We start from the raw sequence: 26,884 nt of genomic DNA, 5'->3' as shown, positions 1-26,884 counted from the left end.
ATGCTGCTCTCCTTTATACAGAGGACTTATCCGCCGGGCCCTCTCGCCTCTCCTGTTAAGGCAGGCCGGGCTTACGCGTCGTTCAGGATTGCCCTTGGGCCGCTTTTTTGTACACCGTCAGCAGAGCCGCCGCCAAGGCCGCGGCCGCGAGCGCGCCGAACCACACGATACGGGAGGACTCACCGGTGGTCACATTGTCCGGCTCGGTGGGCTGGGTGGGGTCGGTGGGATTCTCCTGCGTGGGGGTGGATTCTTCCGGCTGGGCGGGCGTATCGCTGTCCTCGGGCTGGGTGGGATTGGAGGACTCCTCCGGCTGGGTGGGGGTGGGGGTCAACTTCTCCTCGCTGAGTGTGAAGGTGACGGTGCCGCTGCTCTTGCTCTCAGAGGAGTTCCAGAGCCAGTAGTTCCGGCTGCCGTCGTCGGTGACAGGCAGCGGGCCGTCCTCACCGTAAAAGCCGTTGTAGTAAACCCGCACCTGCAGCTCGGTGGCGTCCGCGGCGAGACCGATCATCTCGCGGTTGACCTTTTGCATGGCAATGTAGTGGCCATCCTCCAGGTGAATGTTCTTAGAAGGCAGGTTCCACAGGTGGCCGGAGATTTCCGCACTGCCAAGCTTCGGATATACATGATAGATACCGTTCTTGGACCAGTCGCGGCCAGCGGGGCAATAGGTGCTTACCTCCTGGTAGTTGGCTTCGGTCACGTCATAGAGATAGTAGATATACGTGTCGTCATACATCACTTTGTAGGACACGACGGCGTCCACCTTATTGTCTTTGGCCACCTGGCTGTCCGTCCGGCCTTCCGCGACATTGGTGCTGGTTTTGAAGTAATCCAGCGGGATGGCGGACACCTGATTCCAGATGGGATCGTCATAGCCGGCGGGGGTGCCGATTTTCATGGTTTTGTCCAGGGTCGGTTCCTCCGGCTCGCTGGGAGTGGAGGATTCCGGGGTGGAAGATTCGGGTTCGGAGGATTCCGGCTCAGAGGATTCGGGTTCAGAGGACTCCGGCTCGGAAGATTCCACAGGGGCCTCCGCAGGGTTAACGGTAACCTCATATTTCTGATTGTTCCACATGGCGAACAGCATATAGTTCCTGCCGCCCGGTGCAGGGAACATGGCCTGATTATTCACGGTCTCGATCGAGTCGTTATACCCCACGTTAAAGGTAATCTTATTATTGTCCTTTGTCACGCCCAATTTCTCATAGGGAATTGTGAGCATCTCATAGTAACCCCAGGTCTCGTCCTTAATCACCTTGGTAATTCCTTGGCTGCTCAAATCCGACCAGCGATAGGCGGACACTTCGCCCAAAGAACCCAGAGCGCCAAAAAAGAAGCCCTCATAGGTCCACGCGGAAGCGCCTGGAGCATAACTGGCGTCCTGGCGTACAAAGGGATCCTCCGCCTTCAGACGGATATACATATTCTTACCGTCCGCCATCAGCTGGTAGGAGGCTTTGGAGACAACATCCTTTTTATCCTCCGCCGTCAGGTCGCCATACCATTTGTGAAAGTTCCAAGCTTCATTTACCACGGCGCCCAGCTCTTTCGCGGGGACCTTCTCCCATTCCGGATCCGCAACGCCTGTGGGGGTGCCCACGCTGGTGGTATCGGCATTTTCCGCGGGAATGACGGCCGCCGACGCGCCGGTGGCTACAAAGGCGACCAACATCACGAGGATCAGGGCCATACAGGAAACCAGGGATACGATTTTGCCGTGCAACTTAGTCATACTTGTCTCTCCTTTTTTTAATATATATTGAAGGGGCGGCCCGACTGAGGCTGTGCGAACCGCGCCATCAATCCAAATCGGTACGCAGCCACCTGCGTCAGGTGTCCAGCCAGTCTATCGGCGGGGTATTGACATCCACATTATTGATGGAGCCTTCTTCATGCTCGCGTAGCTGGATGTTGTACTTTTTAATGTCATCCAGCAGCTGCTGATTGGCCTTTTTCCAGGCCGCGGTGTTCTTCTGGCTGCGGTAATTCACCGACTGGGCCAGGTAGGTATACTGCAGGCGGGAGCGTTTGACATGCTCGAGCTGATCGCCGGAGGCGGCCTTTTCCGCCGCGTCCCACCAGCCCTGCGCCCTGGCGACAAAGTCCTTGGTGTTGGCGTTGCCAAAGGGGGTCAGAATCTCGGGGCTGATATAGATGGTGGCGGAGGTGCCCAGCTTCTTCACCAGCTTTTCAAACTCGGTGATATAGGTCTTGATGTTCTTCCAGCCACTGCCGTAATACGCCTGCAGGAAGCCGTCCATCAGCGCGTTCACATCGGCCTTCGGGTTCCACAGCAGCTTGGACAGCAGATAGGCGCGCAGCTCGCCGAACTCGCCGCCCTTATTCGGATTGCCCTGTTCAAAAATACCCGTCACATTGTTCTCGATCAGGAACTGGATGTTGGGCTGCAGAACACTGAAGTTCGGATAGGTGTACAGATAGAAATCGAAGTCCGTGGTGTAGTCCCATACATAAATGTTCTTGGTCAGCTTGCCCCAACCCTTGAGATCGTTGGCAAACGTACGGTTCACCGTGCGTTCATCGTCGTTCAGCGGCGTATCGAACGCGCAGTAGAAGGAGCAGAGACGGACGATGACGTTATCCGCGGGTTTGGTCTTACAGGGGGGTTGAGAATACATGTAGGCCAAGGTGTCCACCTGGACATGGGGATACTTTTTCTTCACTTCGGCGGCTATCTGATTGATCGCCCGGATGATCGGGCCCGCCGGACTGCCCTCTTCCTTAATAATGGCGGCGCATTTTTCACAGCGGCAATAGGCGGTCGTATCGTTCTGGGAGACCGAGACAATGTCGGAATCGGGATCCTTCGACAGCAGATCCAGCGTGCTTTGAGTCAGGACTTTGACGACCTCCGGATTGCTCAGGCAAAGGGTGGCTGTATCCCGGCCGCCGCTGACGGTAAGGCCGAAGTATTCCGGATGCGCGTTGTAATACTTGTTGGCGGGCAGCAGGGAGGAAAAGGTATGCACGAACTGGCCGCCCGCATAATGGATTCCCCGGCCGTAGCTGCTGCTTACGCGGCGGCTATGATCCGAATTGTTCCGCATTTTGGCGGCGAACACGGTGTCGAGCGTGGCGTGCCAACCCACGTCCCGGTACTCCAGCGCCGGGTTCTGCACGTCGTTGATGGAGTCGGGCAGGCGGATGGTCTTGGAGGCGGGGACGGATTCAAAGTTCTCGGAATAGAACCCGCAGCCAAAGTACGTCTCCAGCAGGTGATACACGCCGTAAAGGGTGGATCGATCGTCGACCCCCTCCACCGCGATTTTGTTTCCCTTTTTGAGCACCGCGAAGCCGTCGTATTTCAACTTGCTTTTGTCTACCTTCACGCTGCGGCTTGTACTGCCGACGATAAATTCGTTAGCCGTTTCCGCCGTGCTGTCATTCACGATGGAAAGCTGAACGCCGGTAATTTTCTTCAGATAGCTCTGCAGTTCCTTGGCCGCCTGCTGTTCGACACGGGTGGCCTTTGCTCCCTGCACAATCACGTAGCTGGCCGGATCCGTGGAGGAAGAGGCCGTCCGCCGGGTGGTGGTCGTGGTCGCGCCGGGCTTTTGTCCGGCCGAGTTATTCTGCGGGCGCCGGGTGGTTTCCTGGCCAGCCCCCGACTCGGTTCCTGTAGAACTGTCCGCGCCGGAGACGGTGAAATCCCCGCTTTCCGGAGCTCCGGCAGCGGAGGACGGACTCTCGCCGCTCTGGCCGCCTGCCTGTGAGCTGCCGGGATTGGCGGGCTTTCCGCAAGCGGCCAACGGCAGGAGCAGCAGCAGGGACAGCAGCAGCGCCATCCCGCTTCGCATTGTTTTCGCCATATGTTTCTCTCCTATTCTTTATGATCGGTTTCGATGCGGACAACCGGCGCTTCAGCGGGTGGGATCCACCCACTCCAGCGGGGAAATGTCTGTATCCACCTCCTCGAGCGTCCCTTTTATATGCTCGCGCATCCGGATGCCGCAACGGATGAGATCGGCGCGCAGCCGCCCGTTTTCCTGCTTCCAGGAGGCGGTGTCCTTCTGCTCGTCATAGGCCGCGCATTGGGACAGATAGGTGAATTGCAGGCGGGAGCGTCTGACCCGCTCCTTCTGCTCGCCCGCCGCTTCCGCTTCCGCCTCGTCCCACCAGGCCCGCGCACGTTCCAGAAACGCCCGGGTACGACGGTCCTTAAAAGGAACCAGCTTTTCGGTCTTGGCGTAAATGGTGGCGCCGGTGCCCAGTTCCCGGATCAGCTCCTCAAAGCCGGTGATATAGGCTTTGAGATGCCGCCAGCCCTTCCCGTAATAGTGCTCCAGGAAGCCGTCGGTCAGGGCCTGCACATCCTCCTCGGGATTCCAGAGCAGCTTGGCCAGCAGATAGGCGCGCAGAGCGCCGAATTCCCCGTCCGGCTCGCGGTTGCCCTGTTCGAAAATGCCGGTGACATGATGACGGAGCAAATACTGGATATTGGGCTGCAGGACATGAAAGTTGGGGAACGTCTGCAGATAGATGTCAAAATCGGTGGTATAGTCCCAGACGTACAGGCGGTTGGTCAGCCGGCTCCATCCCTCCAGATCGGCGGCAAAGCCTGCGTTCGGCTCCCGCTGCGGATCGTCCAGGGTGGTGTCGAATTCGCATTCGAAGGAGCAGAGGCGGACGATCACGTTGTCCGCCGGCTTTGTCCGGCAGGGTTTTCGGGAATACATGTACGCCAGCGTATCCACCAGCACATGAGGATGCCGCTGCGCCACCGCGGCGGCGACGGCGTTGACCGCGCGGATCAAGGGGCCGGCCTGGCTGCCTTCCTCGTCCGCCACGGCCTGACAGGCGGGGCAATGGCAGTACTGCGGGTTGTCGTTCTGCGACACCGACAGAATATCCGCCGCCGGATCGGCCTCCAGGGCATCCAGCGCGCCGCGGGTGAGCAGGCGGACTACCTCCGGATGGCTCAAACACAGCGCCCCCCGATCCCGTTCCCCGTCCTCCCGCAGCGCGAAATATTCCGGGTGGCTTTCAAACCAGGGTTCCGGCGGCAGAAGCGCCGAAAAGGTATGTACAAAGCGATCCCCCGCGTAGTGCATGGTTTTGCCGTATGCCGCGTTATTCACCCGGTTGTGATCCGAGTTTATCCGCAGCTTAGCGGCAAACGCGGCGTCGTGCGCCTCAAACCAGTCCACATCCCGGAAGGACAGCGCCGGACTGCACCGGTCGTCTATCGCATCCGGCAGACGGAACGCCCCGGGGGATGGCAGAACCTCGCAGTCCCGGGCATAGAACCGGCAGCCCCCGTAGGTCTCCAGAAAATAGTACACACCATAAAGGGTGGAGCGGCCACAGGTTCCCTCTATCGCCGTCAGTCCCCCGCACCGGCGGACGGCAAAGCCGTCGTCAGTCAGCCCGGCGACATCGGCCCTGAATGAACGGCCGGTTCGTCCAATCAGGAATTCACAGGGGGAGGGCGGCGCAGCGGCATCGGTCACCGGCAGCCGGATGCCGGTGATCGTCTCCAGATACCGCTGCAGCTCGCCGGCGGCCGTCCTTTCGACGGGTGAAGCCTCCACCCCATGCACAATCGTATAAGCGGCCAGCCAGCGGTTGACGCCGGGCGGCCCGTTCTTTTCGCAGACGGACACAAAATCCCTCCCGTTGCAGAGGCCGTTGACCGTTATTTGTTGTAGTTATCGTCCAGATAGGCCTGGAGGGGCTGCTTGACTTCGGCAACCACCTGCGCCGCCGTCTTCTCGCCGGTGGCCAGTTCGTTGGCGAAGTTGGGCAGGCTGTCTCCCGCCAGATCGAAAAGCTCGCGATAACGTATGAGACGGAATTTGCTGTTGGTCTGGATGTCCAGCAGCACCTCGAGGGAGCCCTCGTCCCGCAGAGACGCGCCGTATTTGTTGGTGAAGATTTCCGCCACGTCGGAGGACGCGTCAAAATCCGCGGGCAGCTTGGTCTCCACATACAGGCGAATGAGCGTATCCTTGTCGATTTTGGTGGAGGTAGGCAGGCAGATGCACTCCCAGCCGTCGTAGGAAGCGACGTAATCGCTGGCCTTGGGACCCTTGGGGAAATAGATGACGCCATAGTCGTCATCCGTCATGGTGGTGTTGAAGCGCTCATAGGGGACCCAGATGCCGGGGCACAGTATCATGGCGGCCCGACCCTTTTCAAACATGCGCATTGGGCCGTCCCAATACACGTGCTCCGCGTTCATGATCCGATCCGTGTGCATCCATTTTTCCACCTGGTTGAGCGCCTCCAGGGAGTTGGGGCTGTCCAGGACCAGCCGGTACGTATTGTTTTCAAAGGATACGACATCGCCCATGTTGGAGGCGATGGCCGACGCCATGACGCTGAACAGATCGCCGTGGAAGCCGTACTGGGTGATTTTGCCGGAAGAGTCGTACCGGGTGCATTTTTTGGCATATTCGGTGAACTTCTCCCAGGTCCAGTTGCCGGCCTTGGCCAGCTCATAGGGATCGTCCAGGTTGTTCTCTTTGAAAATGCGCTTGTTGAAGGTGACAAACATCCGCTGCTCCAGCGGTTCGGCGCACATGCCGTAGGTTTTGCCGTCGAGGCTCATCCAATCCGACGCCTTTTTGCTCAGCTGGTTGCCGAGGTACTGCTTGTAGGCGTCGTAGCCTTCCAGCGGTTCCAATATGCCCTTTCTGGCATAATCCGGCAGGCGGTTGGATCCTACGTTAATCACATCGCCCGTCGGCTGCCCTGCCAAACAATTCTGCACCAGGGTGTTATAATAATCCGTCTGGGATTTGTAAACGAATTCGATTTTACAGTCGTACTTTTTCTCCACCTCGCCAACCCGGCTGATAAACGCGTCGTTTTCAGCTGAAAGGCCGGGGGTCATCACAATTTCATAGGGAAAGGCCATCTTGACGGTAATTCCACCCAGTCCCTTTACCGAGGGGGCGTCGGGATCTGCGGAGGAGCTTCCCGTCCCGCCGTTGCAGGCCGTGCACACCCCCATCAGCATAACGGCGGCGCCCAGCAGGGCCAAAACGCGACTCACTTTTTTCATAAAAAAGACCTCCTTGTATATCTGTGACGATCGACTTGTGCGTATATACCTATGTTCCGTCCGCCTCCTTTCCAGCCAGATCGTTCAGCCCACCAGACCGCTGCGCTCAACGCCTTCGAGCAGAAATTTCTGGCCGAACAGATACACCACCATCAGCGGAAGAATGGCAAGAATCTCGCCAGTCACCTTGAGCATGTCGGCCTTGACCCCGCTGTTGGTGGGGATGATGCTGTTCAGGAAAATACCCAATCGGAAATCGCTGGCGGCCCGGCTCAGCTCGCTGGTCATGGTTTTGAAATTACCCACCAGCATATTGGTGTAATAACTGTCGTTATACTGCCAGACGAACATAAACAGAAACACGGTCACCATCATGGTCATGGCGGCGGGCAGCATGATTTTCACGAAGATTTTCAACTGACCGGCGCCGTCTATGGCCGCCGCCTCATACAGCTCATTGGGGAACCCTTTGAAATACTGCCGCATAATAAAGATAAAAAACGCGTTTTTGATCCCGCTGCAGAAGGCGGACAGCAAAAACAGAGAAGCCGGGCTGTTGGTCAGGTCAAAGCCCTTGAAGCCGAACAGATTGGTCAGGCCGAAAAAGCTGAAGAATCTCATGTTCAGGAACTGCGACATCATGATCGTCTGCGGGGGCACCACCATACACACAAGGACGCAGGCAAACAGCAGCCGGTTCAGCTTGAACGGAAATTTGGCAAAACCATAGCCCGCCATCGTGGTGGACAAGGTGGTCAGCAGCGCCGTCCCCGAGCACAGCAGCAGGGTGCAGAGCAGCGTGGAGCCATACTCCATGACGTCTATCATTTCAACATAGTTGTTTAGGGTAAAATGCTTCGGGATCAGATCCACCGTGGGATCGTACATATCGATTTCCGCTTTGAAGGACATGCTCAGCTTTTCTATCAGCGGATGCAGAATCACAAAGGCAATTCCCAGAATCAGGAGCGTCCTCAGAATGGCCCAAAGCAGCTGCTGGCTCTGTTTCCTTAGGCGGTATGATGAAACACGCATGACATTTCTCCCCGATTCTCAGTCAATTATCTTGATAAAACACCACTTTGGACAGCAGCCCGTAAACCAGGCCGATAATCAGAAAAACCACCAGGATATACAGCCAGGACATGGCCGAACCCATCCCGAACTGCAGGCCGGCATATTTCCCCTGTACCGCCTGGATAACGGGGTTGGAATTGGCGGTAAAGGAATCGATAACGGTATACAGGGTGCTGACCAGAAGAATGGGGCTGACAATCGGGACCGTGATCTTCCAGAAAATCTCCCAAGAGTTTGCCCCTTCCATGTGGGCGGCTTCCAATTGGGAGGGTGTCACCGACTGAAGCCCGGCCAGGAACAGGAGAATCTGCACACCGGACGCCGATATAATGGTGGTGATCCGTTTGACCCCGCTGATAACATAGTCGGTAAACCCTCCCGGCAGATTGACGGACTTCAGAAACGTCTGCATCTGCATGGATAGGTTCACGGTTTCGCGGGCCGTTTCCCCGATCCCGGTTCCGCCGCTGGCGGAGGCCATGATGGCGTCCACGTTCATCCCCAGCACGGACGACGACGCGAGGATAACCGGGAGGAAAAAGATGGCCCGCGCCAGCAGCCGGCCGCGGAATTTCTGATTCAGCAGATTGGCCGCGAAAAACGAGAAAAACACAATCAGCGGCACATTGAGCAGCATATCCTTCAGGGAATTGAGCAGGAGCAGGCGGTAGCTGGGATCCTTCACGAGCAGGTATGTATAATGCTCGATTCCTACCGGCTGGGTATGATAGCCGTCCATGTTGTAAGTGATGTCCTGAAAACTAAAAAACATCGACTGGATCAGCGGGTAGACGGTGAACGCCAGAAAACCGATGATAAACGGCAGCACGAAGAAATACCCCATCCTCGCCCGCTTTTCTATAAGTCCGTTTGCTTTGTGTTTACGCACTCGTTATCCTCTCCCTTGCTCCGCGGCGGCCATTCCGTTTAAACAATCGCGTATCCATGGGCGGGCACCGTGACTCCCTCGACGGTATACGCCGTATCGGCGTAATTGACCAGAATCCGTTTGCCGCTTTCGTAAGTGGTGCTGTACACCTTATCAGCCAGCCGGCAATGACCGGTGATGACTCGGCCGCCCACCTCCTCGTATATCGCGCTGAGCTTGCCGTAGGCTTCGCTGAACGCATCGATCCAGTGGCGGTAGCAGGAGGTGTAGTATGTATCCAGGTTCTCCTTATGCTTGAGGACGCTGTTGTCCGCATACATCAAATCGACGTACAGCAGCGAACCCGTTTCCAGCGCTTTCAAGAAATTGGTGTTGGCATCGTCATAATTGAAGGCAGCCCCGGCATAGTCCAGCGACCCGGATACCACCATCTGCAAAAAGGGAACGGCGTAATCGGTAATGGTGTATTCGGCGGAGTAGGTATCCAGCTCCACGACATCGGTCACTTGGGAAAACGCATAATCGTTGACCCCTTGGGACAGCACGCGGATGGAGCGATCCGTCAGGCGGCGCAGGGCGTCTTGCACCCGCGCGGTGCTTTCCGACAGGGAACAATATTGACTGTCGTCGTAGTCGGCCGCCAGCTTGCTCCCCATAGCCTCCAGGCTGACACCGGTCAGGCCAAAGGATTCTAATTCATCCGCAACCATTTCGCTGAATGCATTGTACAGGGAGGGTTTAAGGACATACTGTTTTTCCACGGGCGTATACAGATCGCCCCGATAGCGGGGCACATACCGGCCGTATTTGCCGGTGATGGTCCGAGCGGCGTGCTTCCCCCTGGAAAAATTGTCAAACAGCGTGTCTGTTTTCGTCACCGTCTGAAAGTTGTAATTCAGGTACAGGGCGATGTCACGGGTGCGGCAGGTCTCCAGAAACGTCTGAAAGGCGCGGGTACCGCCCAGTTGGCTTTCCGGCGAAATCGCAGAGGGAAGCCCCTGCCGGACGCCGCCTTTATTCCAGCCGGTGTATTTGACCGCCAGCTTTTCCACGCCTTTTTCTTCCAGAGCCTGAAGGATTTCGCCTGCCTGCCCGAAGGTGGTCAGCGCAATGACCTCCTCATAGGGGATGCCCAGCAGGCTGCCGGTGCTTGTCACCGCCCCCGTCAGCTCCAGGTAAGCCTTGTAGGCCGACGGTTCCGCCCGATCGGCAAGCCGGTTTTTTTCAATCAGATACTGGCGATAGATCTGCGCCATTTGCGAATATCCCATGGGCTCTGAAAAGAGTTTGTAGCGGACAATCATGTCCTCATCCGCGTACCGGGTGTCCAGAAAGCTGATGGCCGCGCCGACGGTTTTTCCCAACTGGTAATACTCTTCGGCCACCGGGGCGAAAGAGACATAGGCGTTATTGTTTTCCGACCGCATACCCGACACCATCGCGTGCAGGGTGGCGGTTTCCTCTCCGTTTTCTATGATGGCGAAGACGGCGCTGTTCTGCCCGGAAATGCCGAACACCGGCAGATGAACCGCACGAGGTTCATAGCTCTTTGTGCGATCATAATTGCCGATATCGTCTCCATACACCTTGGCCTCGTATGGATTGGCGCCGGTTTTGCCATTGTTCATCCGGATAACGGAACCGGAGCCGTCCGGCAGCACCAATTCGCCGACGGCTTCTTTTCCCTCCGAGGCAAAATACGGAAGCACCCCGATGGTTGTAATGGTATAGCCCGCCGGCATGGCCAGCCGGTCGACGGGTATAGTAACCACCAGATCGCCGTCCACCAGCTCATAGCGGATCCCGACCTGAAAAAGCACCTTTTCTTCCTTTTCCACATAACCGGCGTCGGTCTCGTCCCGTTTCAAATCCTCTTCGGAATACCCCACGTTTTCCAGTAAGGCGCGCAGCTTCGCATAGACGACTTTATTGCCGGTTCGTAAAATATATAGATCTTCGTTTTGAAGGCGCGGGTATTTCTCCAGGAAGCTCTGCATGGTTTCCCCTTTTTGCAGCATGCTGAGCTTGACCAGGGAATACTGCTTGGAAAAGGCCGACTGATCCGTTTTGTTCTGAAAACGGGCGAGCAGCGTCTCGTAGCCCTGCTTGGTCAGCGCCTTAGGGATTCCCCGCTCCGGATCCTCGGCGCCCAAATGATAGGTCACCAGAAAACCGCGTTCAACTGCCTCGCATTGATAAGCCCCCAGACGGACGCTGTCTTTATAGGAGTAGAAGGAGGAGGTCTGATTCATCGGGTTCTGATAGGTGATGAACAGCTGCGAGGCGAGAACCTCCTTGTTTTCATCGGTGGCGATGCTGTCGTTTTCCCGTTCCTGCGGATTGGAATACCATATCGTTCCGGTTGCGTTATCCCGTACGGCAATTTCGGCGGTCGCTTCATTGAGCAGCAGCGTCCGCCCACCGGCTTCATAACGGCGTGTGAACCCTGACGGCGGCGCCTCGGTTCCCGAAATTTCTGTATACTGGCCGAAACCAGCCGCAGAGCCGCTTTCTTTAGCTCCCGCACAGGAGGAAAGCAGCAGAACAAGCGCCAGCAGCGGCGCCGCGCACATGCGGATCGGTTGTTTCACAATAGTCCGTCCTTTCGTTGTCATACGAATTTCCGGTGAAAGGGCCGATAAGATTGGCTGTTCGTATAAGCCCTCCGGGTGTTTCCCCCCTCGTCAACGAAGCCGCAGGGATATTTCCTCGGCCAGATTGCTGACAAAGGTCCACATTTGGTCCATCAGAGTGAACAGCAGCAATCCCAGGAAAATCACGATGGCGATGCCGATAATGGTGAACAGAATGGTCATCACCGTTTTGAACATCGTGTACTGGTGGATTTCCAGCGTCCCGGCAATCAGCAGGAACGCCGTCCAGATGAGCACAACGGTATGAACCAGCGTGACCAATCCGGATTCCTCCAAGGTCAGGGCGTAGCTGATAAGAGTCAGTGGAATATAGGTCAAAACCATGGGGGTCAGGGCGTAGCAGGTGGCCATCACGATGTCCCGGAAAGCGCCTTCCCCGTTCATCAGAGTGGTCAGGCAATAGCTGACCACACACCACAGGGCGAACGGCAGCAGCAGCGACAGGCTGGCAGAAAAGAAGTTTTTCGGTTCATAATACGCCGTATTGAACGGGAAGCTGAGATACTGCGCCTCCGCCACCGTGGAAATAACGGCCAGCGCCAGAATGGTGAGGGCGGCGGAAAGGCTCCCCTTCTTCTCCCGTTTCATATCCCAGAATCCCTTAAATGGATTGACGATTATGTATAGAGAAAATTTCAAGGTTCTTGCATAATTCTGTAAAGCAGACCGCATGATCCTCCAACGCCTTTCCGTGATTTTTACCGTCGCCGGGCGTGCATGACGCTGTCAACAATTTCCCGGTACTTTCTGCGCAGCCGCAGACATATGGCGAGCACCAGCAGCGCGCCGGCCAGCGCCAGCAACACGGCGGCAATTTCACCGAAATGGTCGACGATAACCTGCGAGCGGTATTTACTGAAGGCCTTGGAATAATTCTGGCGATCCTGCCCCAGCTTGAAATAAGCGGCCGCCTGCGCATAATTTTTATCGTGGTATTCCACCAGCCCCAGCCCGATATACGCGGTTTCACAGTTGCCATTGAGGGTCAGCACACTTTCCCACTGCTGCCGGGATTCCGCGTACCGGCCGTTTTGATACTGCAGCGTTGCATCGACGATTTTTTCGCCATACTCCGTGGTCTGAAACTCAATCAGACACTGCCGGCTGAAATCCAGAATCAGATACCGCCCATCCAGCTGGGTCAGAGAGACCGGCGTGACAAAGCCGCTGTTGGTATCACTCAGGCCGCCGAATTGGAACAGAAGATTTCCTCGATTATCATATTTGAACACATGTCCGCGGTTGGAATCCAGCACCGTGTAAAAAGAGGCGCCGTCTACCGCAATATCCCGCAGTTTGGAGGGGCCGGCGGGCTTTGAGGAATCGATGACTGCGGAAACGTAGGTGGTGTCGCCGACCGGCATAAAAGCCCCCTGCCGCTGCAACACATCGGTACCGCTGGCGTTAAGCTTACGAATCGGAGAATATCTCTCATCCGTGGACCGGTTTTGAATCACGCTGGAAATGACGGAATCGGACAAGGTGCTGGTGGTGGTATAGATAAAGCCGTCGGCATCGATGGTGATGCCGTTATACTCGGTCGGCACCGTTTGCTCCATACGGGCGATCATTTCCTGGGTGGAGAACCGCTTGAGCAGCACCTGCCAGGGATCGATATTGACCTTATTGGCCCCCATAAAGCCCTTGAACCGACCGGACTCATCAAACTCCATCAAGCCCTGATTGATATTCCTGGCGATGACATACATGCGCCCGGCGGTATCTACCACCAGAGCGGTCGGCTGGTATACGAAATTATCTCCCAGCAGAGCGGATTCCGGGCGCGGCATTTCCCGGCGGAATTTTCCGTCCGGCCCAAAGACCAGCACTCTCTGGTTCCCCGTGTCGGCTACATAAATCTCCCCCTCTTGGGTGACGAATACGCCGTTCGGCTCTTTGAGAGAATCTTCCCGTCCTTCGCGCGAAAAAGTCTGTAAAACAAACTGAACCGTATATTGGCTGTCGGTCACGACAACACGGTGATTGCCGGTGTCGGCGATCAGCAGCCGGCCGTCCGGCGCACAACGCACACACATCGGATCCTTGAAGCCGCCGATTCCTAAGTCCACTCCGGTGATGGTTCGGCCGAATTTTACGGCTTCGGCGGACAGAACGGCGTCGTTGCCATAGGTGATGCTGTAGGAATCCGACGGGTACGAGAAGGAACAACCGAAAACCAGCAAAACCAGCGCCACTGCGCAGATAAGCGCTCGTTTGACCCTCTTCTTCATGGCTCTCTCCTTTTATTCCTTAATGCCCGAGCTGGCCATGGTTTCCACGATGTTGCTCTGGGTGAGAATAAACGTACAGACAGGGACCACCAGCATAATCAGGGAAACCGTCGAGGCAACGCCGGTGCGGGCAATGCCGCCTCCCACGATCTGGCTGAGGGCATAGGGTAGCGTTTTCATATGCTCCGTGTAAATATACACGCCGCCGTTGGCATTCCACAGGTTCTGCACACAGAAAATCACCAGGGTCAGCCAGGCCGGCTTGACTTGCGGCATCACGACCCGCCAGAATATGGTCATCTGATGGGCGCCGTCTATTTTTGCGGCCTCAATGAGCGCGTCCGGCACCGTGGACATGAACTGCTTCATGAGAAACAAACCCATGGAGCCGCCCACAACCGGCAGGATAATCGACCAATAGGTATCCGTCAGGCGCAGATTGGTCATGATCATGTAGTTGGGGACGCCGGTGACGGCTGGGGTGAACATCAGGGAGTTCACCACGATGAAAAAGAGCAGGTTTTTGCCGGGCAAATCGATTTTGCACAGGGCAAATGCCGCCATAGAGGCAAACAACACATGGAACAGCGTGCCCGTCGCGGTGATAAACAGGGTGTTGAACACGTACCGGGAGAAGGGCACCCAGGAATCCGCCAAAACGATGTACAGTTCGCTGAAATTGTTCATGGTCGGATTGCGCACGAAGAAGCGGGGCGGAAACATGAAAATCTCATCCAGCGGCTTGAAGGCATTGACGATGACATACACCAGCGGCAGAGCCATGAACACGCCTACGGCGCAGAGAAAAAGAAAATTGACGACGTCGCCGCCGCGGGAACGATTGGCCATTCGACGGCCCTTTCGGCTTTGAACTCTCCCCCTACTCATTTGCCCACCCTCCTCAGCAGCAGCTGAATCAGCTGGTTCGTCACCAGCATTGCCAAGAAAAGCACGGTCGCAATAGCGGAAGCGTATCCCATTTCATATCGCACCGTTCCGTAATCCTGAAGGTGATTGAGAATCGTATGGACGGCATAGTCCGTACTGGGAAGCCCGCACAGGGCGGTGGTTTGATCGCCGATGGTAAACGCGGAGGTAATGGACATGACCGCGCCGAACATCATCTGGGGCCGCATGGAAGGCAGCGTGATGAACCACAGCTCCTGCCAGCGGTTGCTGATACCGTCGATCATCCCTGCCTCCACCAGCGAGGCGTCCAGCCCCTGGAAGCCAGCGACAAAAGACAGAAACCCGGCGCCCAGGCTCATCCAGATGGTGACAAGGATGACAATGGGAGCCATATACCGCGTATCGGCCAGCCACTGAATCGGATCGTTGATAAACCCCAGGGAGATCAGCACGCTGTTGATATACCCATAGGAGTCACCGCTGAAAAGGATGGTCCAGATGAGATACACCGCGCCGGAAATCGAGGGCGCGTAAAAAATCGTCACCATGACGGCCCGCACCTTACCGGGAAGCTCATTGATGAACCAGGCGAACATCAGACTGGCCAGATAGCCCACCGGGCCGGTAATGACAGCGAAAACAAAGGTGTTTTTGACGGCTATCATAAACACGTCGTCGTGAATAAACAAATCCAGATAATTCTTAAACCCAATGAATTTCGGTGTGTTCAGAATGTTGTAATAGGTAAAGCTGTACCAGATGGAAATCACCACAGGCAGGATAACAAACGTGAAAAATAGCAAAAAAAACGGAAGCAGAAAAAAGTACCCTGTCCAGTTTTTCCGCAGCCTTCTTCCAGTAGAGCGCAGGCTGTCCTGTACATAACTTCTTACGATCTGTCTGCCCGTCAAGCCTCTGTCAAGGTCAGCATTCATGCCGATTCCTCCATATTTCTCGGTTCCCGGTGTACAGGCCCGTGCAGCCTGTCAGGAAAATTCGTCAATCTTATCGGCTATTTCCCGATTAATGGTCTCGGTGTATTCCACCAGAGATTCCCGCGGCTCCGCACCGGATATCACCACACTGCGGAAGGCGTTGGTCAGATGCCGGGAAATGAAGTAGCTGCCAGGCACCTGAGGTATGCCGATCAGCTCCTCGCGCTGCTCCACCAGCTTTTGATAATCCGTCGCCGACCAGGGCAGCTCCCTGACCGCCTCCAGGTTGGCCGTGGGATACCGGGCAGAGGCCCCCAGGACGTTTTCAATTTCCGTACCGTAGGCGCTCTGAACTTCGGCGGAGGTCCACCAGCGAAGGAACTTCCAGGACGCTTCCACATCATCGTTTTTCGCCAAAATCATGGAGCAAACGCCGGAGCCGGAATTGGCGCGGCTGACGGTTCCGGAGGAGCCGGCGGTGCCGGGAATCTTTTCAATCCCCCACAGCGAGGCAATTTCGGGAGCAAATACCTGCAGCGTGTTGTACAGGGAATAGTCGGCGAGCAGCAGCGGGGTTTCTCCCAGACGGAAGCGGTTGGCCGCGTCGTAGGTTTGGGGCAGGGTATAATCCACGTAAAAACTCGTCCACTGTTTAAAGGCCGCTATGGATTCCTCGCCGTCCAGCCGGGTGGCGTTCAAAGCGTCGTTGTACAGGCTGCCGCCTCGCTGGAGCAGAAACATATAGAAGGTGCTCATGCCGGCGTCCGGCGCCGCAACTGTTGAAACTGGCATGGCAAAATTCATATTGTTTTTCTTAAGGATCGGTAATATCTTATAAATTTCATCCCAGGTTTCGGGAACACCGATGCCCAGTTCCGACAGGATGTCCTTGCGATAAAACAGCATGGTGTAACTCTGGGTTTCCGGTAAAGCATACACGCCGTCCCGATATTTCAAAGGGGTAATCGCGCTGGGATGGAAGCGTTTCTCCACCTCCTGGTAATCGCTGAAGGCGCTGAGATCCACCAGAGCGCCGCGCATGGCATAGTTAACGGCGTCGCCGCTCGCGGCCTGGAGATAGACATCGGGGTTTCTACCTGTCGCCGTGGACGGCAGCAGCACAGAGGCCTGCACCAGCTTCAGGTTCACGTTGACTTTTTGATGAGGAGTAAAATCCGATTCGATTAGTTTTTTCAGCACCTGAACCTGATCCCGTCCGGTCGCCAGCCACACCTCGATATCTGTTTGGGCTTCGTTGCTGTTGCTGACGATGGAATAATCCGCCGTAAAGGAACGAAGAAACGCTTTGGTCTCGTGCCACAGCTTCTGCACAAAGGTACCGTCCGCCCGGGCGGGAATAAAGTCCGGCGAAGCAATCTGCAGGAAATCAATATCCAGCGCCTGCTCGCTCGCCGTCAGCAGCCAGGTGCCCAGAGAACCCAGGCTGTCCTTGAAGACGCTGAACCGCTTGGCAATGGTATCCGGCCGTTCGCTCATATCCGTCAGCCGGGTGACAATCCGATCCAGCACGGCGGTATTGGATCCGCGGCTTCCCGTCAGCTTCACCATACGGGCGGAGGCCTGCCGCAGCCGATCCGCCTGTTCCCCCATAGCGGCAATGGTTTCCGGGAGCAGCTTATCCAGGTTATAATCCCGATAGGCGTCCGGGGAGGTGCCTACCGCCATCAGGATGTCCCGATAGCAGCGGTTGAGCTCTGTGAGGCTGGCGTCCACCTCTCCTATCACCTCGCCGATTTCACCCAGAGAAACAGACAGGGTGACGGTATGCCGGCCGGCTGTCAAATAAAACAGGAAAGGATCTTCCTCCCCGCCGACCGTGTAATTCTGCCAGTCCGAGGAATACGGGAAAGCCAGGGCGGCGGCTTCCTGAAAGGGCAGTTGCCCGTCGATAAGAAGCTGGCGGGTGGCGTTCACGTCCCGGCTGTACTTCTGCCGGCTTTTAATGAGGATTTTATACAGGCCGTCCTGTTTCACCTCAATCTCCCATGTGATACTCGCCCCTGGGGATTTCCAGTTATCAGCGCCTATGTAGTTCAGAGAATTGCCCGCGCCTCCGCCCGGCGTGGTGGTGGGAGAGCTTCGATCCGCCTTCGGCAGGATGGATTTGCTGTTTTTATAGAGCGGCAGTTCTCCCTGCACCGTCTGGCAGTAATCCGACGCCGGCCGGTATCCCAGCCGCTCATATTCCCGCTGAACTTCCGCGTAAGCCGGAATCTCGTCTGCAGCCGAAAGCCGGATGGAACGAATCGCCAAGCCTTCACGATTCAGGGCAATGCGCAGGGTGTTTTTTCCCGCCGGAAACCGGAATAGATAGGGCTCCTGCTCATACCCTCGCGGATCCGTCAGCCGGATATCCTGCCAAACCGGATATTCCCGCACGGAAGGGATAATGTCGTTTCCCTGGCTGTCCTGCTGAAAAGCGCCTCCCTCCACGTCATCCTTGTATATGCGCCGCACCTCAAAGCCCGCGGCAGAGGAGAAGGGAATTTCGCCGTTAATATATAAAGCAAACTCTGCATTCGCGCCGCGGCCCGTCACCTGGCAGCAGGATATCTCCACATGACACAGAGTATCCTCCGGAAAGTTAAAAGACCATTCGGCAAAACCGCCTTCCGCCAGCTTCAGAGAGGGGCCGGAATACCCGTTCAGTTCCTCGAGAGTTTCCGCCTTCTCCGAAGCGGCCGGCTCCCGCATGTTCAGAGACAGCGGAGACGCCGGGGACTTCCCGGTATGCCCTGCGGAAGCGTATGCCGCATAAGAATCGCTGCCAAAAACGCTGCTTTCCACCGGGACGAACGCACCGGCAGGCATGACGCCCGTACACAGAAGCGCCGCGGCGGCCGCCGCGAAACGTACCCGATTTCTGTGAGTCTTCATATCGCATTCTCCTCACCAAGTAAATGGCATTGTTCAAGAAGCCGTTCATCCCCCTCAAGGATATCCATCATCTGTATGTCGCCCATACTCTGCCGGTAATCCCGCGGCGATTTTCCGACGACCTTCTTAAATGCATTGGAAAAATAATGAGGGTCGCCAAAGGACAGGCGCATGGCAATCTCCTGAACCGGCATTCGGGTGTACACCAGCATGTTGCACGCAACCTGCATCTTTCTCTTGAGAATATAATCATAAGGCGATTGATGATACGCCTGTTGAAAAATGCGTGCGAGATAGGCACGGCTGATATAAAATCGTTCCGCAATGAGCTCGAGGCGAAGCGGCTCGCCAAGATGAAAATCAATATAATCCCGTATCTGTTCATACAGCGGTTTTTTCAGGATCTGCGAGCATTCGGTTTCGCTCACAAAAGCGATCAGCTCATGAAAGGACAAGGTTAGCTGCAGGGTCGGATTCTCCTCCGACGGGTGGAGCAGCTGCCGGTGAATCTCCCGGAAAAGGTGTTCGACATTCTTGTGAACAATCACTACCGGGGAGACCAGGCCGTATCCTGCCAGCAGATGGCCCACCAGCTCGCCCTCGGCATTGAGCCAAATCTTTTTATACGGTGTGTGATAATCGGAACCATATGTACAGGCAGTCGATTGCTGGATAAGATAAAAATCCCCCTCCTGCACCGTCAGCCGTTCCCGCTCGTATTCGATCCAGCCGCGTCCTTCCAGCACATATTCAAACACATAAGACGAGGCCGGATTGTGCCGGATACGATAATAGGGACTCGGATAGGTCACGCCTGCAAGCTCCACCGACAACGGGGCATCCCGGTGGGACACACTGGTAAATATAATCTTTTCCCGGCCTGTGTAGTTTCGTTTTGTCCTGGGACGTGCCATAGTCCTCAACCTTTCTACATCTTACAACCGCTGCTGATTATTCAATTATAGAAAGTCCGTCTGTTCCCGTCCAGCTATAAAAATTTAGAACACTTTATCGGCTATCTGACGGCGGCCCCAACCAGAACCGGTTCCACTTTTTCCCCTTTCTTCAGGCCTTTTTGTTTCAGCAAGCCGATAAACAGGCCTCCCTGTACGCTTCGATTCTGGAATTCCCGCGCCTGAGCCGTCGTGGTGTAATACCAGTCGCCCATGGCGAAACGGGTGGGCGATTCGTGATAGAATTTCCACAGAGGCTCGATCATGCGTACAAAATCCTCGCGGCGGTCAAGCATGGCGGCGCACCACACCAGCCAATCGGATTTGGTATAGGCCTCCCGGCAGTCCAACGGCATCCCGTAAAGCTCCGCGCGCTCCATGTAGGACCGGAGCTCCACATCAAACGTATGGGGCGGGAAAATTTCGGTGTTAAACAGCTGATCCCAAACCGCGTTGTATTTCAGGCTAAAAGTATTCGGCTGGTCAAAGGCCAGGCGAAAAGTTCCGTCCTCGTTGGAGGCTTCCCGTATCCAGCGGACAGCCAGAGCCCTGGCTGTGCTTACAAGACTTTCCCATCGCTCCGGCATGCCGTTTGCCTTGCAAAGAAGGGCAAACCCGGCGATGCTCATAATAAACTTCAGCGACAGATTGCAATTGTGGGCCAGATGCCCCGCAAAGTCGTCCGTGCACAGCTGATTTTCCGGATCGTAGCCATGCTCCAGCAGATAACCGCACCACTGCTCCAGCAGATCCCAATTTTTCCGGGCGAACGAAATATCTCCGCTCGCCAACGCGGCCGCTGCGGTCATCAGCAGCATGTTGCTGCATTCCTCCACCGGCATCTGACGCTCCATTTCCATGCCATATGTCTGGCCGTTCAGCAGCGGATAGTATCCGGCGTCATGCGGAGCAAAGGGATAGGGCCAAGCATCGGAGCGGGCATAGCGAAAAATCGGACGCATCATCGCTTCTACAAGGCGGGGATTATACAACAGGAAGAGCGGCATGGAGGGATAACTGACATCAACAGTGGCGGCACAGGCGCCGCTTCCACATTCCTTGGAAATGAACAGCAGCTCGCCTTCGGAATCCTCACACAGTTTGTGGGCCGCCACGCTTTGCCGGTATGCCAGCGAAAGCAGCTCGGCATATAAACCGCTGCCGGCCTCTGTGGCGTCCTCGCAGAGCTGCCGATCAAAATTGTCGCACCTTTCCTTTAGAGATTCATATTCGTCCAGCGCTATCTCCAAAAGACGCTCAAGGGTAGGCGCTTCTTTTTTCCAGTAGAGCTCCAGCGGTGTATGAAAATATTCCAACGCCTGGATATCGTCATAGGCCAGGGCTATCACCGTCTGCTGCTCATCTGTTTCCAGAGGGATGTCGATGCTTATGTTATGAAAGCATGTCCCGTTCTTATTTCGGCCGTTTATCGGAGCGACGACCGCCGCCGGCTGGCGAACTGCCGCGTAGACGTAGCCCCACTGGATGCAAACCAAATCGCCGCAGGAACTCAGCGGCTTTTGCTCCCGGCCGCCAACCTTCGCGCCTTTTACGGTCCCGCACGTAAACGGGGTATAAACCGTATCCTGTTCGCCCTTTTCGCCCAGGCAAATAGCGTCGTCTATCACAAGAGTAACCCGCAAATCCTGCACGGCGGCCTTATTGTCCGGAAAGGCTTGAATCGCTAAATACGTCACCGGCCGGGATAAAACCGTAAGATCATCCAAAAGCAGAGGGGTGGTGAAAGTGACCGCCAATTCCAGCCCGGGGCAGCGAAACCGATAGGCGGTAGACATTGGCGTAACATCCACCGAAATTTGCTGCATGGCATCGCTGTCGCCTACGCCCATAAAACGGTAAATCTTTTCATTTAAGGTTACCTCACCGGTCAGCGGATGGGGCACAGACGTCCAGTGCCTCGTGGGATCGTCATTCAAGCTATCCGACATGGACCAAATGCTGAAATACGGATCGTAAGTAACCAGCGGAACAGCCGGCGCGCGCAGTTTCATGACAGGCCCTCCAAATTTTACTTGCGGCTATCGTGTCTTTCTATATAATAATTATAGAGAAGCGTCAACGAAAGAGAATAGAATATTTCTCACAAAAACGTGAGGAATCTTAGCCTTTTTCCCGCAAATGGTATTTCCTCTAAAGCGCTAGAAATTCTTGGAATACTCACGAATCCTGTAACATATATTTACAAGCCCTCTGTTACCAGACCGTCCCAATCCTTGCATATAAAAACCGTACAGATCTCTTTTCATACAGACCAAAAAACAGCGAAAGCCTGACTGAAATACCGCTGCTATTTCAGCTAAAGCAGTGGATGGATAAACAAAAGCGGCCGTGCATTATAGCACAGGCCGCTTTTTCGCATCTGAAAATCTGGAAAACAGAAAAGGCGCTTGGCAGAAGAGAACGACGGAACCAAGCGCTTTTCCTCGATCCCAATCTTTATCTAGTCCAAATCCAAAGGAATTTCCTTGTATATCTCCGGAATGACCCGGTTATCGCAATCAAACGTGTATGGGTTGATATCATCCATTAACCCAAAATGCAGGGGTACGACCCTCCGTGCGCCGACCCGCCGCGCGAACCGGGCGGCATCCTCGCGATTCATGTTGTTGCCCACACCGTTGATCGGCAGAAAGAGAGCATCGATGCGGGCGGGCAAATCAGGAAATATAGCCGTGTTGTACAGCGTGTCCCCCGTCACATACAGGACGCGTCCCTCGGCCTCCATCACAATCCCGATGGCGCCGGGGTCACTGTGTTCGGCGTATACGGCGGTAAAGCGGACATTTCCCTGCGTCCAGACCGTGTGCTTTCGAAACAACACATAATTGTGCGCCCCGCCGAAGTGCCGCACCCTATCCCATACGCCTTCGGGCGCTAGCACACAAGCGCTGTACGCCGAACGCAGTATCGGCTCAACGGTCGCCGGATCATAATGATCAAGATGTCCGTGGGTGAATGCCAGTATATCCGGACGCAACGATAAACATACAGGATCCACCGGAACCCGCCGCCGCATACGCGGATTTGCCTCGCCCACACTGTCGGATAGATAGGGATCCACCATGACGGTCTTGCCCTTCAACTCCAACCATAAGCCGGCTTGCCCGAGCCATATCGCTTTCATCCGTCCGCCTGCCTTTTCCTTGCTGTATCTGCTGCCAGTACCGAGTGAAAACGGCTTGGCGAATCGACCGAGTACTTCTCTATCGATAATTTGTCCCGCCGTTTACGTCCAAGGTCATGCCGGTGACATAGCGCGCTTCCTCGCTCGCCAGATACACGGCCGCATAGCCGACGTCAAACGGCGTTCCCAGCCCTAACGGGACGCTGTCCGATAGCTTTTGCACGCCGTCCTGTCCATGCGTTTTATAAAGCAGCTCCGTTTTCATCATGCCCGGAGCAATGGCGTTGACAGTGATGTGATCCGGTGCTCCTGTGCGCGCCAAGGTTTTGACCAAGCCGATTTGTCCGCTTTTGCTGGCTGCATAATGGGCATGTCCAAACAGCGCGCCTCGCTCCCCCACAACAGACGAGACAAAAATAATCCGGCCATATTGCCGCTCCCGCATAAGGGGAAACGCCGCGCGGGAACATAAAAAGCCACTGGTCAGATTCGTCTTGAGAATACGGCTCCAGTCGTCGGTGGTAATCGAATAAATATCGCGATCCTGAGACGTGCCGGCGTTATTGATTAAAATGTCCAGTTTCCCAAAGCGCTCTTTTATATGTTGAAACAGCCGGGTGACCTCCGCCTCCTCGGAAACATCCGCCTGCATAAAGACCGCCGGCTTTTCTGCGGTTTCCACCTGGCTTAAGGCGTCCTCGGCCTCCTTTGGTTCGCAAATATCGTTGATAACGACATGAGCCCCCGCTTTGGCTAAGCAAATGGCGATGCCTTTTCCCAGGCCATGGGCGGCCCCTGTAACAAGAGCCACCTTTCCCGTCAAATCAAACATAGACGATTCGCTTCCTTCATTTAAAAATATCGGGATGACTGCACCGGACGAATATCGGTCAATTCGCCGGAATAATGCCGCAGAACATGCGCTTGATAAGGATGCTGTTCACACGCCGATTCGTCAATTTCTATTCCCAACCCCGGCTTATCCGAAATGTGCATACGCCCCTCGCGATAGATCAGACTTTCATTGGAAATGTCTTTGCGGTAGCTGACGTCGCTGTACATGATTTCGAGAATAGAAAAATTGGGACAGCAGGCCGCCAGCTGAAGGGTCGCCGCATTGGCGACCGGCCCGCTCGGGTTATGCGGCGCGAATGCAACATAATGGGCTTCGGCCGCCGCCGCGATTTTTTTCAATTCCAACAGCCCGCCCGCATGGCTCACATCCGGCTGCACGTAATCCGCGGCTCGCAGCGCGAACAGGTCCATAAAGGAGCGCAGGGAATACAGCCGTTCCCCGGCGGCAATGGGCACCGGGGATTTATCCCGCACCGCCTTCAAAGCGTCCAGATTGTCCGGTGGCACGGGCTCCTCAAAAAACAGCGGGTCAAACGGCTCCAGCTGCCGGGCGATTTTGATTCCCGTTGCCACATTGAAGCGACCGTGCCCTTCAATGAGCAGGTCAACCTCGCCGCCGACGGCATCCCGAACCGCCCCGATACAGCTCAGCGCCTCGTTAAGAGCCGTATTCGTAATGTCCATGTAGCTCTTTCCGAATGGATCCCATTTCAAAGCGGTCACGCCGTTGGCCGCCGCTTCTTTGGCCTTATCAGCAAATTCCGCCGGCGTTTTGGCCCCAGAGAACCAACCATTGGCGTAGATCCTGACGGATTCCCGCACTTTTCCGCCCAACAGCTGATAAACCGGCGCGTTCAAATACTTCCCTAGAATATCCCACAAGGCCATTTCCACGCCGGACAGGGCGGACATTAACACGGCCCCGCCGCGCCAATAGGCATCCCGGTAGATATCGTGAACATGCTTTTCAATGGTAAGCGGATTTTGCCCTGTCAAAACCGCTTTTAAATGCTCCACGGCCCCCACAAGCGCTTTTTCCTTATATTCAAGAGTCGCCTCCCCTACCCCGCAAAGCCCTTCATCCGTATATACCTTAATAAAAATCCAGTTGGTTCGGTAACAGTCAGTCACAAACGTGCGAATATCGGTAATTTTCAAGAAAAATCCCCCTTATTTGCGCCGCCCGGCGATACCGGAACACAGAAACTAAACGGTTTTTTCAAAAACCGCGCAGGCGACACGATGTGCTTCCATGGTTATTTCCCGGTTCTTAAACGAGAAACGAACGGCCTGATCCCTGCGGTTGGCAAACGCATACAGCCTATCCCCCTGAGAGCGGTAGGCGCCCATGACCACTCCCTCGGGCAGTGCGACATCTTCCTCCGACACAAACGTGCCTTCATAAAAGAAACGCCGATAGGTCTCTTTTAAATCCAGCAAGCCCTTGAGATATTCCGCGTATCGAGGCAAAGCGGTTATGTGAGTTTTTCGGCCGCGGTAGATAGACGCGTCAAAAATCAAACCCATAACAAACGCGTAGTTCAGATGATCCTCCATGCCCTCCCTGTCGTCATGCAGAAAGCGATCGGAAACAATAAGTTCCGGGAACAGGGAACGAAACATCTGAGGATACGCCTGCGGGGCATAGAAGCTGCCGACGCTGCAGCCGTGGATAAAGTCAAACTGGGCGGAAAAAACGTCCGTGAGGTGCTCGGTTCCCATCGCCTGTTCCGACGCCAAAGCGCTTCGCAAGGCTTTTATGTTTTCCAGCCGGTATACGGCTTCTTCGTCGGGCCGGAAGCCGTGCTTATGCGTTTCACGAAAGCACAGCCGCGTCAGGCAGCCGCCAATTTGATCATAAAACGTCGCGTCCGGATGAAACGACAGCAGCGTGTTCGTCGTATCCAGCAGCTGCTGCTTCCAATCTTCGGCCGCCTGGCAGCCGGATACAAAGGTTTTATAGCCGAAATTCCGCAGTACGGTTCCGTTGTTGGAAAAACGATAATGCTCCCGATATTCGTTGCCGTCTATATCCATCTGGCAGGAGCGCGCGCCCTTTTCCTGATAATACGTGGATTTTACGTCAATCAGTTTGCCGTTGGAATATAAAATCACACGGCCGCCCAGGGCCTGTATTTCCTGAATGGCGTCCTGCAGGCCCCGTTCTCCGCCCAGGGCTTCATCCGCTTCGTATTGCGGATACCCGTTGTCAAAACGGCCTTTCCACCAGCCGAAAACCAGCAGCGTATGGAGGCCAAGCTCCGCCCCGTCCTTATAAATTTGTGGAAGATCCGCATAGCGAAAAAATATTTCGCCGTATTGGTGTTTCATAATAATGCGCTGCCAGCCGGCCATATTCCTGACCCACTGCGGTTTTTCAACCGGCGTATACCAGGTTTGCACCCATTCCTTGTAATCCGCCGCACCGCTGCGCCAATCTCCCTTGAACAGCTTGACAAAAACCGCCGGCGTCGTAATCGTTTCCCCCGTTCTCGCAAACGGATACTGGGACACCGTCAAAAGCAGCCGCTCCTCCTCGTTCCTTGGCGTCGTCCCCACATTGAGGCTGCAAATACGGAAGCGGTCGTCCTTGCGCGCGAGATATAGAAAATAGCCGCCGCTCTGTACGCCAAACCAGCACATGCTCAACGGCGCGGGGTAAACGTTGCTCTGCCAGATGTTGCAATAGTCAGCCGCCATATATTCCGTATGGCAGCTTTTTCGGACGAAATCCCTTGGGTTGACAATGCGCTCCCCCATGCCGTTTGGCAAGTATAGAACCTCTTCTTCCGGCGAGGAACACAGCCTGTCAAAATCAAAAAACGGAAGCTGAATTTCATTGAATCGCACGGGTGAATGATTGTCAATGGTGGCGAAAAACAGCAGCCCGCCATCCGATTCCTGTATATGTATGGTGAGAGCTATGTCGTAAACGTTTCCGTTTTCGGCTGTAAGTGTGCTGTAGGTAACAACCGTTTCCTTCGCGTCTCTCTGAATAGCCGGAGGATTTTGCCGGGACGATACGACGGTCATCTCGCGATACTCTCCATCATCCAGATGGGCGCGCCAGAAGTCGGAACGCTCGTGGATGTTCATGGGCAGCCCCTCTGCCGTCAGCTGCCAGGCATGGCCGGCCGGATCCGGTGTGTATTGCAGTTTCATGGTACGCAATCCCCCTATCGTTTCTTTTTCATCTCCTTTCACAGTATAGCAATTATCCGCGGTCGGTTAAATAAAGCAGCCCGGCTTATATTTGACTTATAGTGAACAAGATGGTATGATGATTTTGCACATAAGGCCGGAGTTTT

General features: G+C 55.4%; 18 protein-coding genes. All 18 read right to left on the bottom strand.

Annotated features, from left to right (window positions below; translation table 11 throughout):
- Positions 1–82: 82 nt before the first annotated feature.
- Positions 83–1,735: a hypothetical protein gene (locus tag ACSAMM_RS14850; protein WP_457792065.1), complete on the bottom strand. Its 1,653-nt coding sequence runs from the start codon at positions 1,733–1,735 to the stop codon at positions 83–85.
- A gap of 97 nt (positions 1,736–1,832) precedes the next feature.
- Positions 1,833–3,833 (bottom strand): DUF4838 domain-containing protein, encoded by a 2,001-nt coding sequence (locus ACSAMM_RS14845; protein ID WP_457792064.1) that lies wholly within the window; start codon positions 3,831–3,833, stop codon positions 1,833–1,835.
- Between the two features lie 51 nt (positions 3,834–3,884).
- Positions 3,885–5,627 (bottom strand): DUF4838 domain-containing protein, encoded by a 1,743-nt coding sequence (locus tag ACSAMM_RS14840; protein WP_457792063.1) that lies wholly within the window; start codon positions 5,625–5,627, stop codon positions 3,885–3,887.
- A gap of 32 nt (positions 5,628–5,659) precedes the next feature.
- Positions 5,660–7,030 carry an ABC transporter substrate-binding protein gene (locus ACSAMM_RS14835; protein ID WP_457792062.1) on the bottom strand — a complete coding sequence of 457 codons (1,371 nt, stop codon included), beginning with the start codon at positions 7,028–7,030 and terminating at the stop codon, positions 5,660–5,662.
- 84 nt (positions 7,031–7,114) lie between these two features.
- The gene (locus tag ACSAMM_RS14830; protein ID WP_178724555.1) at positions 7,115–8,065 is read right to left on the bottom strand and encodes an ABC transporter permease subunit; all 951 of its coding nucleotides are present in this window, start codon (positions 8,063–8,065) and stop codon (positions 7,115–7,117) included.
- Positions 8,066–8,087: 22 nt separating this feature from the next.
- Positions 8,088–8,996 carry an ABC transporter permease subunit gene (locus ACSAMM_RS14825; protein ID WP_178724557.1) on the bottom strand — a complete coding sequence of 303 codons (909 nt, stop codon included), beginning with the start codon at positions 8,994–8,996 and terminating at the stop codon, positions 8,088–8,090.
- 38 nt (positions 8,997–9,034) lie between these two features.
- Positions 9,035–11,587, bottom strand: a complete 2,553-nt coding sequence (locus tag ACSAMM_RS14820; protein WP_457792060.1) for a DUF5696 domain-containing protein — start codon at positions 11,585–11,587, stop codon at positions 9,035–9,037.
- Positions 11,588–11,680: 93 nt separating this feature from the next.
- Positions 11,681–12,322, bottom strand: coding sequence for a Yip1 family protein (locus ACSAMM_RS14815; RefSeq protein ID WP_457792059.1), 642 nt, complete (start codon positions 12,320–12,322; stop codon positions 11,681–11,683).
- 26 nt (positions 12,323–12,348) lie between these two features.
- Complete coding sequence (locus tag ACSAMM_RS14810; RefSeq protein WP_178724563.1) at positions 12,349–13,881, bottom strand: hypothetical protein; 1,533 nt, start codon at positions 13,879–13,881, stop codon at positions 12,349–12,351.
- A gap of 12 nt (positions 13,882–13,893) precedes the next feature.
- Entirely contained in the window at positions 13,894–14,730 is an 837-nt protein-coding gene (locus ACSAMM_RS14805) for a carbohydrate ABC transporter permease (RefSeq protein WP_457792058.1), read from the bottom strand.
- Between the two features lie 35 nt (positions 14,731–14,765).
- Positions 14,766–15,725, bottom strand: coding sequence for a carbohydrate ABC transporter permease (locus tag ACSAMM_RS14800; protein ID WP_457792056.1), 960 nt, complete (start codon positions 15,723–15,725; stop codon positions 14,766–14,768).
- A 51-nt stretch (positions 15,726–15,776) separates the two neighbouring features.
- On the bottom strand, positions 15,777–18,623 hold the full coding sequence (locus ACSAMM_RS14795) for an extracellular solute-binding protein (protein WP_457792055.1): 2,847 nt from the start codon (positions 18,621–18,623) through the stop codon (positions 15,777–15,779).
- Positions 18,620–19,537 (bottom strand): helix-turn-helix domain-containing protein, encoded by a 918-nt coding sequence (locus ACSAMM_RS14790; protein ID WP_178724570.1) that lies wholly within the window; start codon positions 19,535–19,537, stop codon positions 18,620–18,622. The genes ACSAMM_RS14795 and ACSAMM_RS14790 overlap by 4 nt, the downstream gene beginning before the upstream one ends.
- A gap of 101 nt (positions 19,538–19,638) precedes the next feature.
- Positions 19,639–21,588, bottom strand: a complete 1,950-nt coding sequence (locus ACSAMM_RS14785) for a glutaminase domain-containing protein (protein ID WP_457792054.1) — start codon at positions 21,586–21,588, stop codon at positions 19,639–19,641.
- Between the two features lie 449 nt (positions 21,589–22,037).
- A complete protein-coding gene (locus ACSAMM_RS14780) occupies positions 22,038–22,721 on the bottom strand; it encodes an MBL fold metallo-hydrolase (protein WP_457792053.1) in 684 nt (227 codons plus the stop codon).
- 79 nt (positions 22,722–22,800) lie between these two features.
- A complete protein-coding gene (locus tag ACSAMM_RS14775) occupies positions 22,801–23,553 on the bottom strand; it encodes a glucose 1-dehydrogenase (RefSeq protein WP_178724575.1) in 753 nt (250 codons plus the stop codon).
- Positions 23,554–23,573: 20 nt separating this feature from the next.
- Entirely contained in the window at positions 23,574–24,734 is a 1,161-nt protein-coding gene (gene dgoD / locus ACSAMM_RS14770; protein ID WP_178724577.1) for a galactonate dehydratase, read from the bottom strand.
- Positions 24,735–24,782: 48 nt separating this feature from the next.
- On the bottom strand, positions 24,783–26,738 hold the full coding sequence (locus tag ACSAMM_RS14765) for a DUF6259 domain-containing protein (protein ID WP_457792050.1): 1,956 nt from the start codon (positions 26,736–26,738) through the stop codon (positions 24,783–24,785).
- Between the last annotated feature and the right edge of the window lie 146 nt (positions 26,739–26,884).

The sequence above is a fragment of the Anaeromassilibacillus sp. SJQ-5 genome (assembly GCF_054108045.1).
Note: the sequence above shows the minus strand (reverse complement) of the source record. Positions and strands in the feature narration are given on the sequence as shown.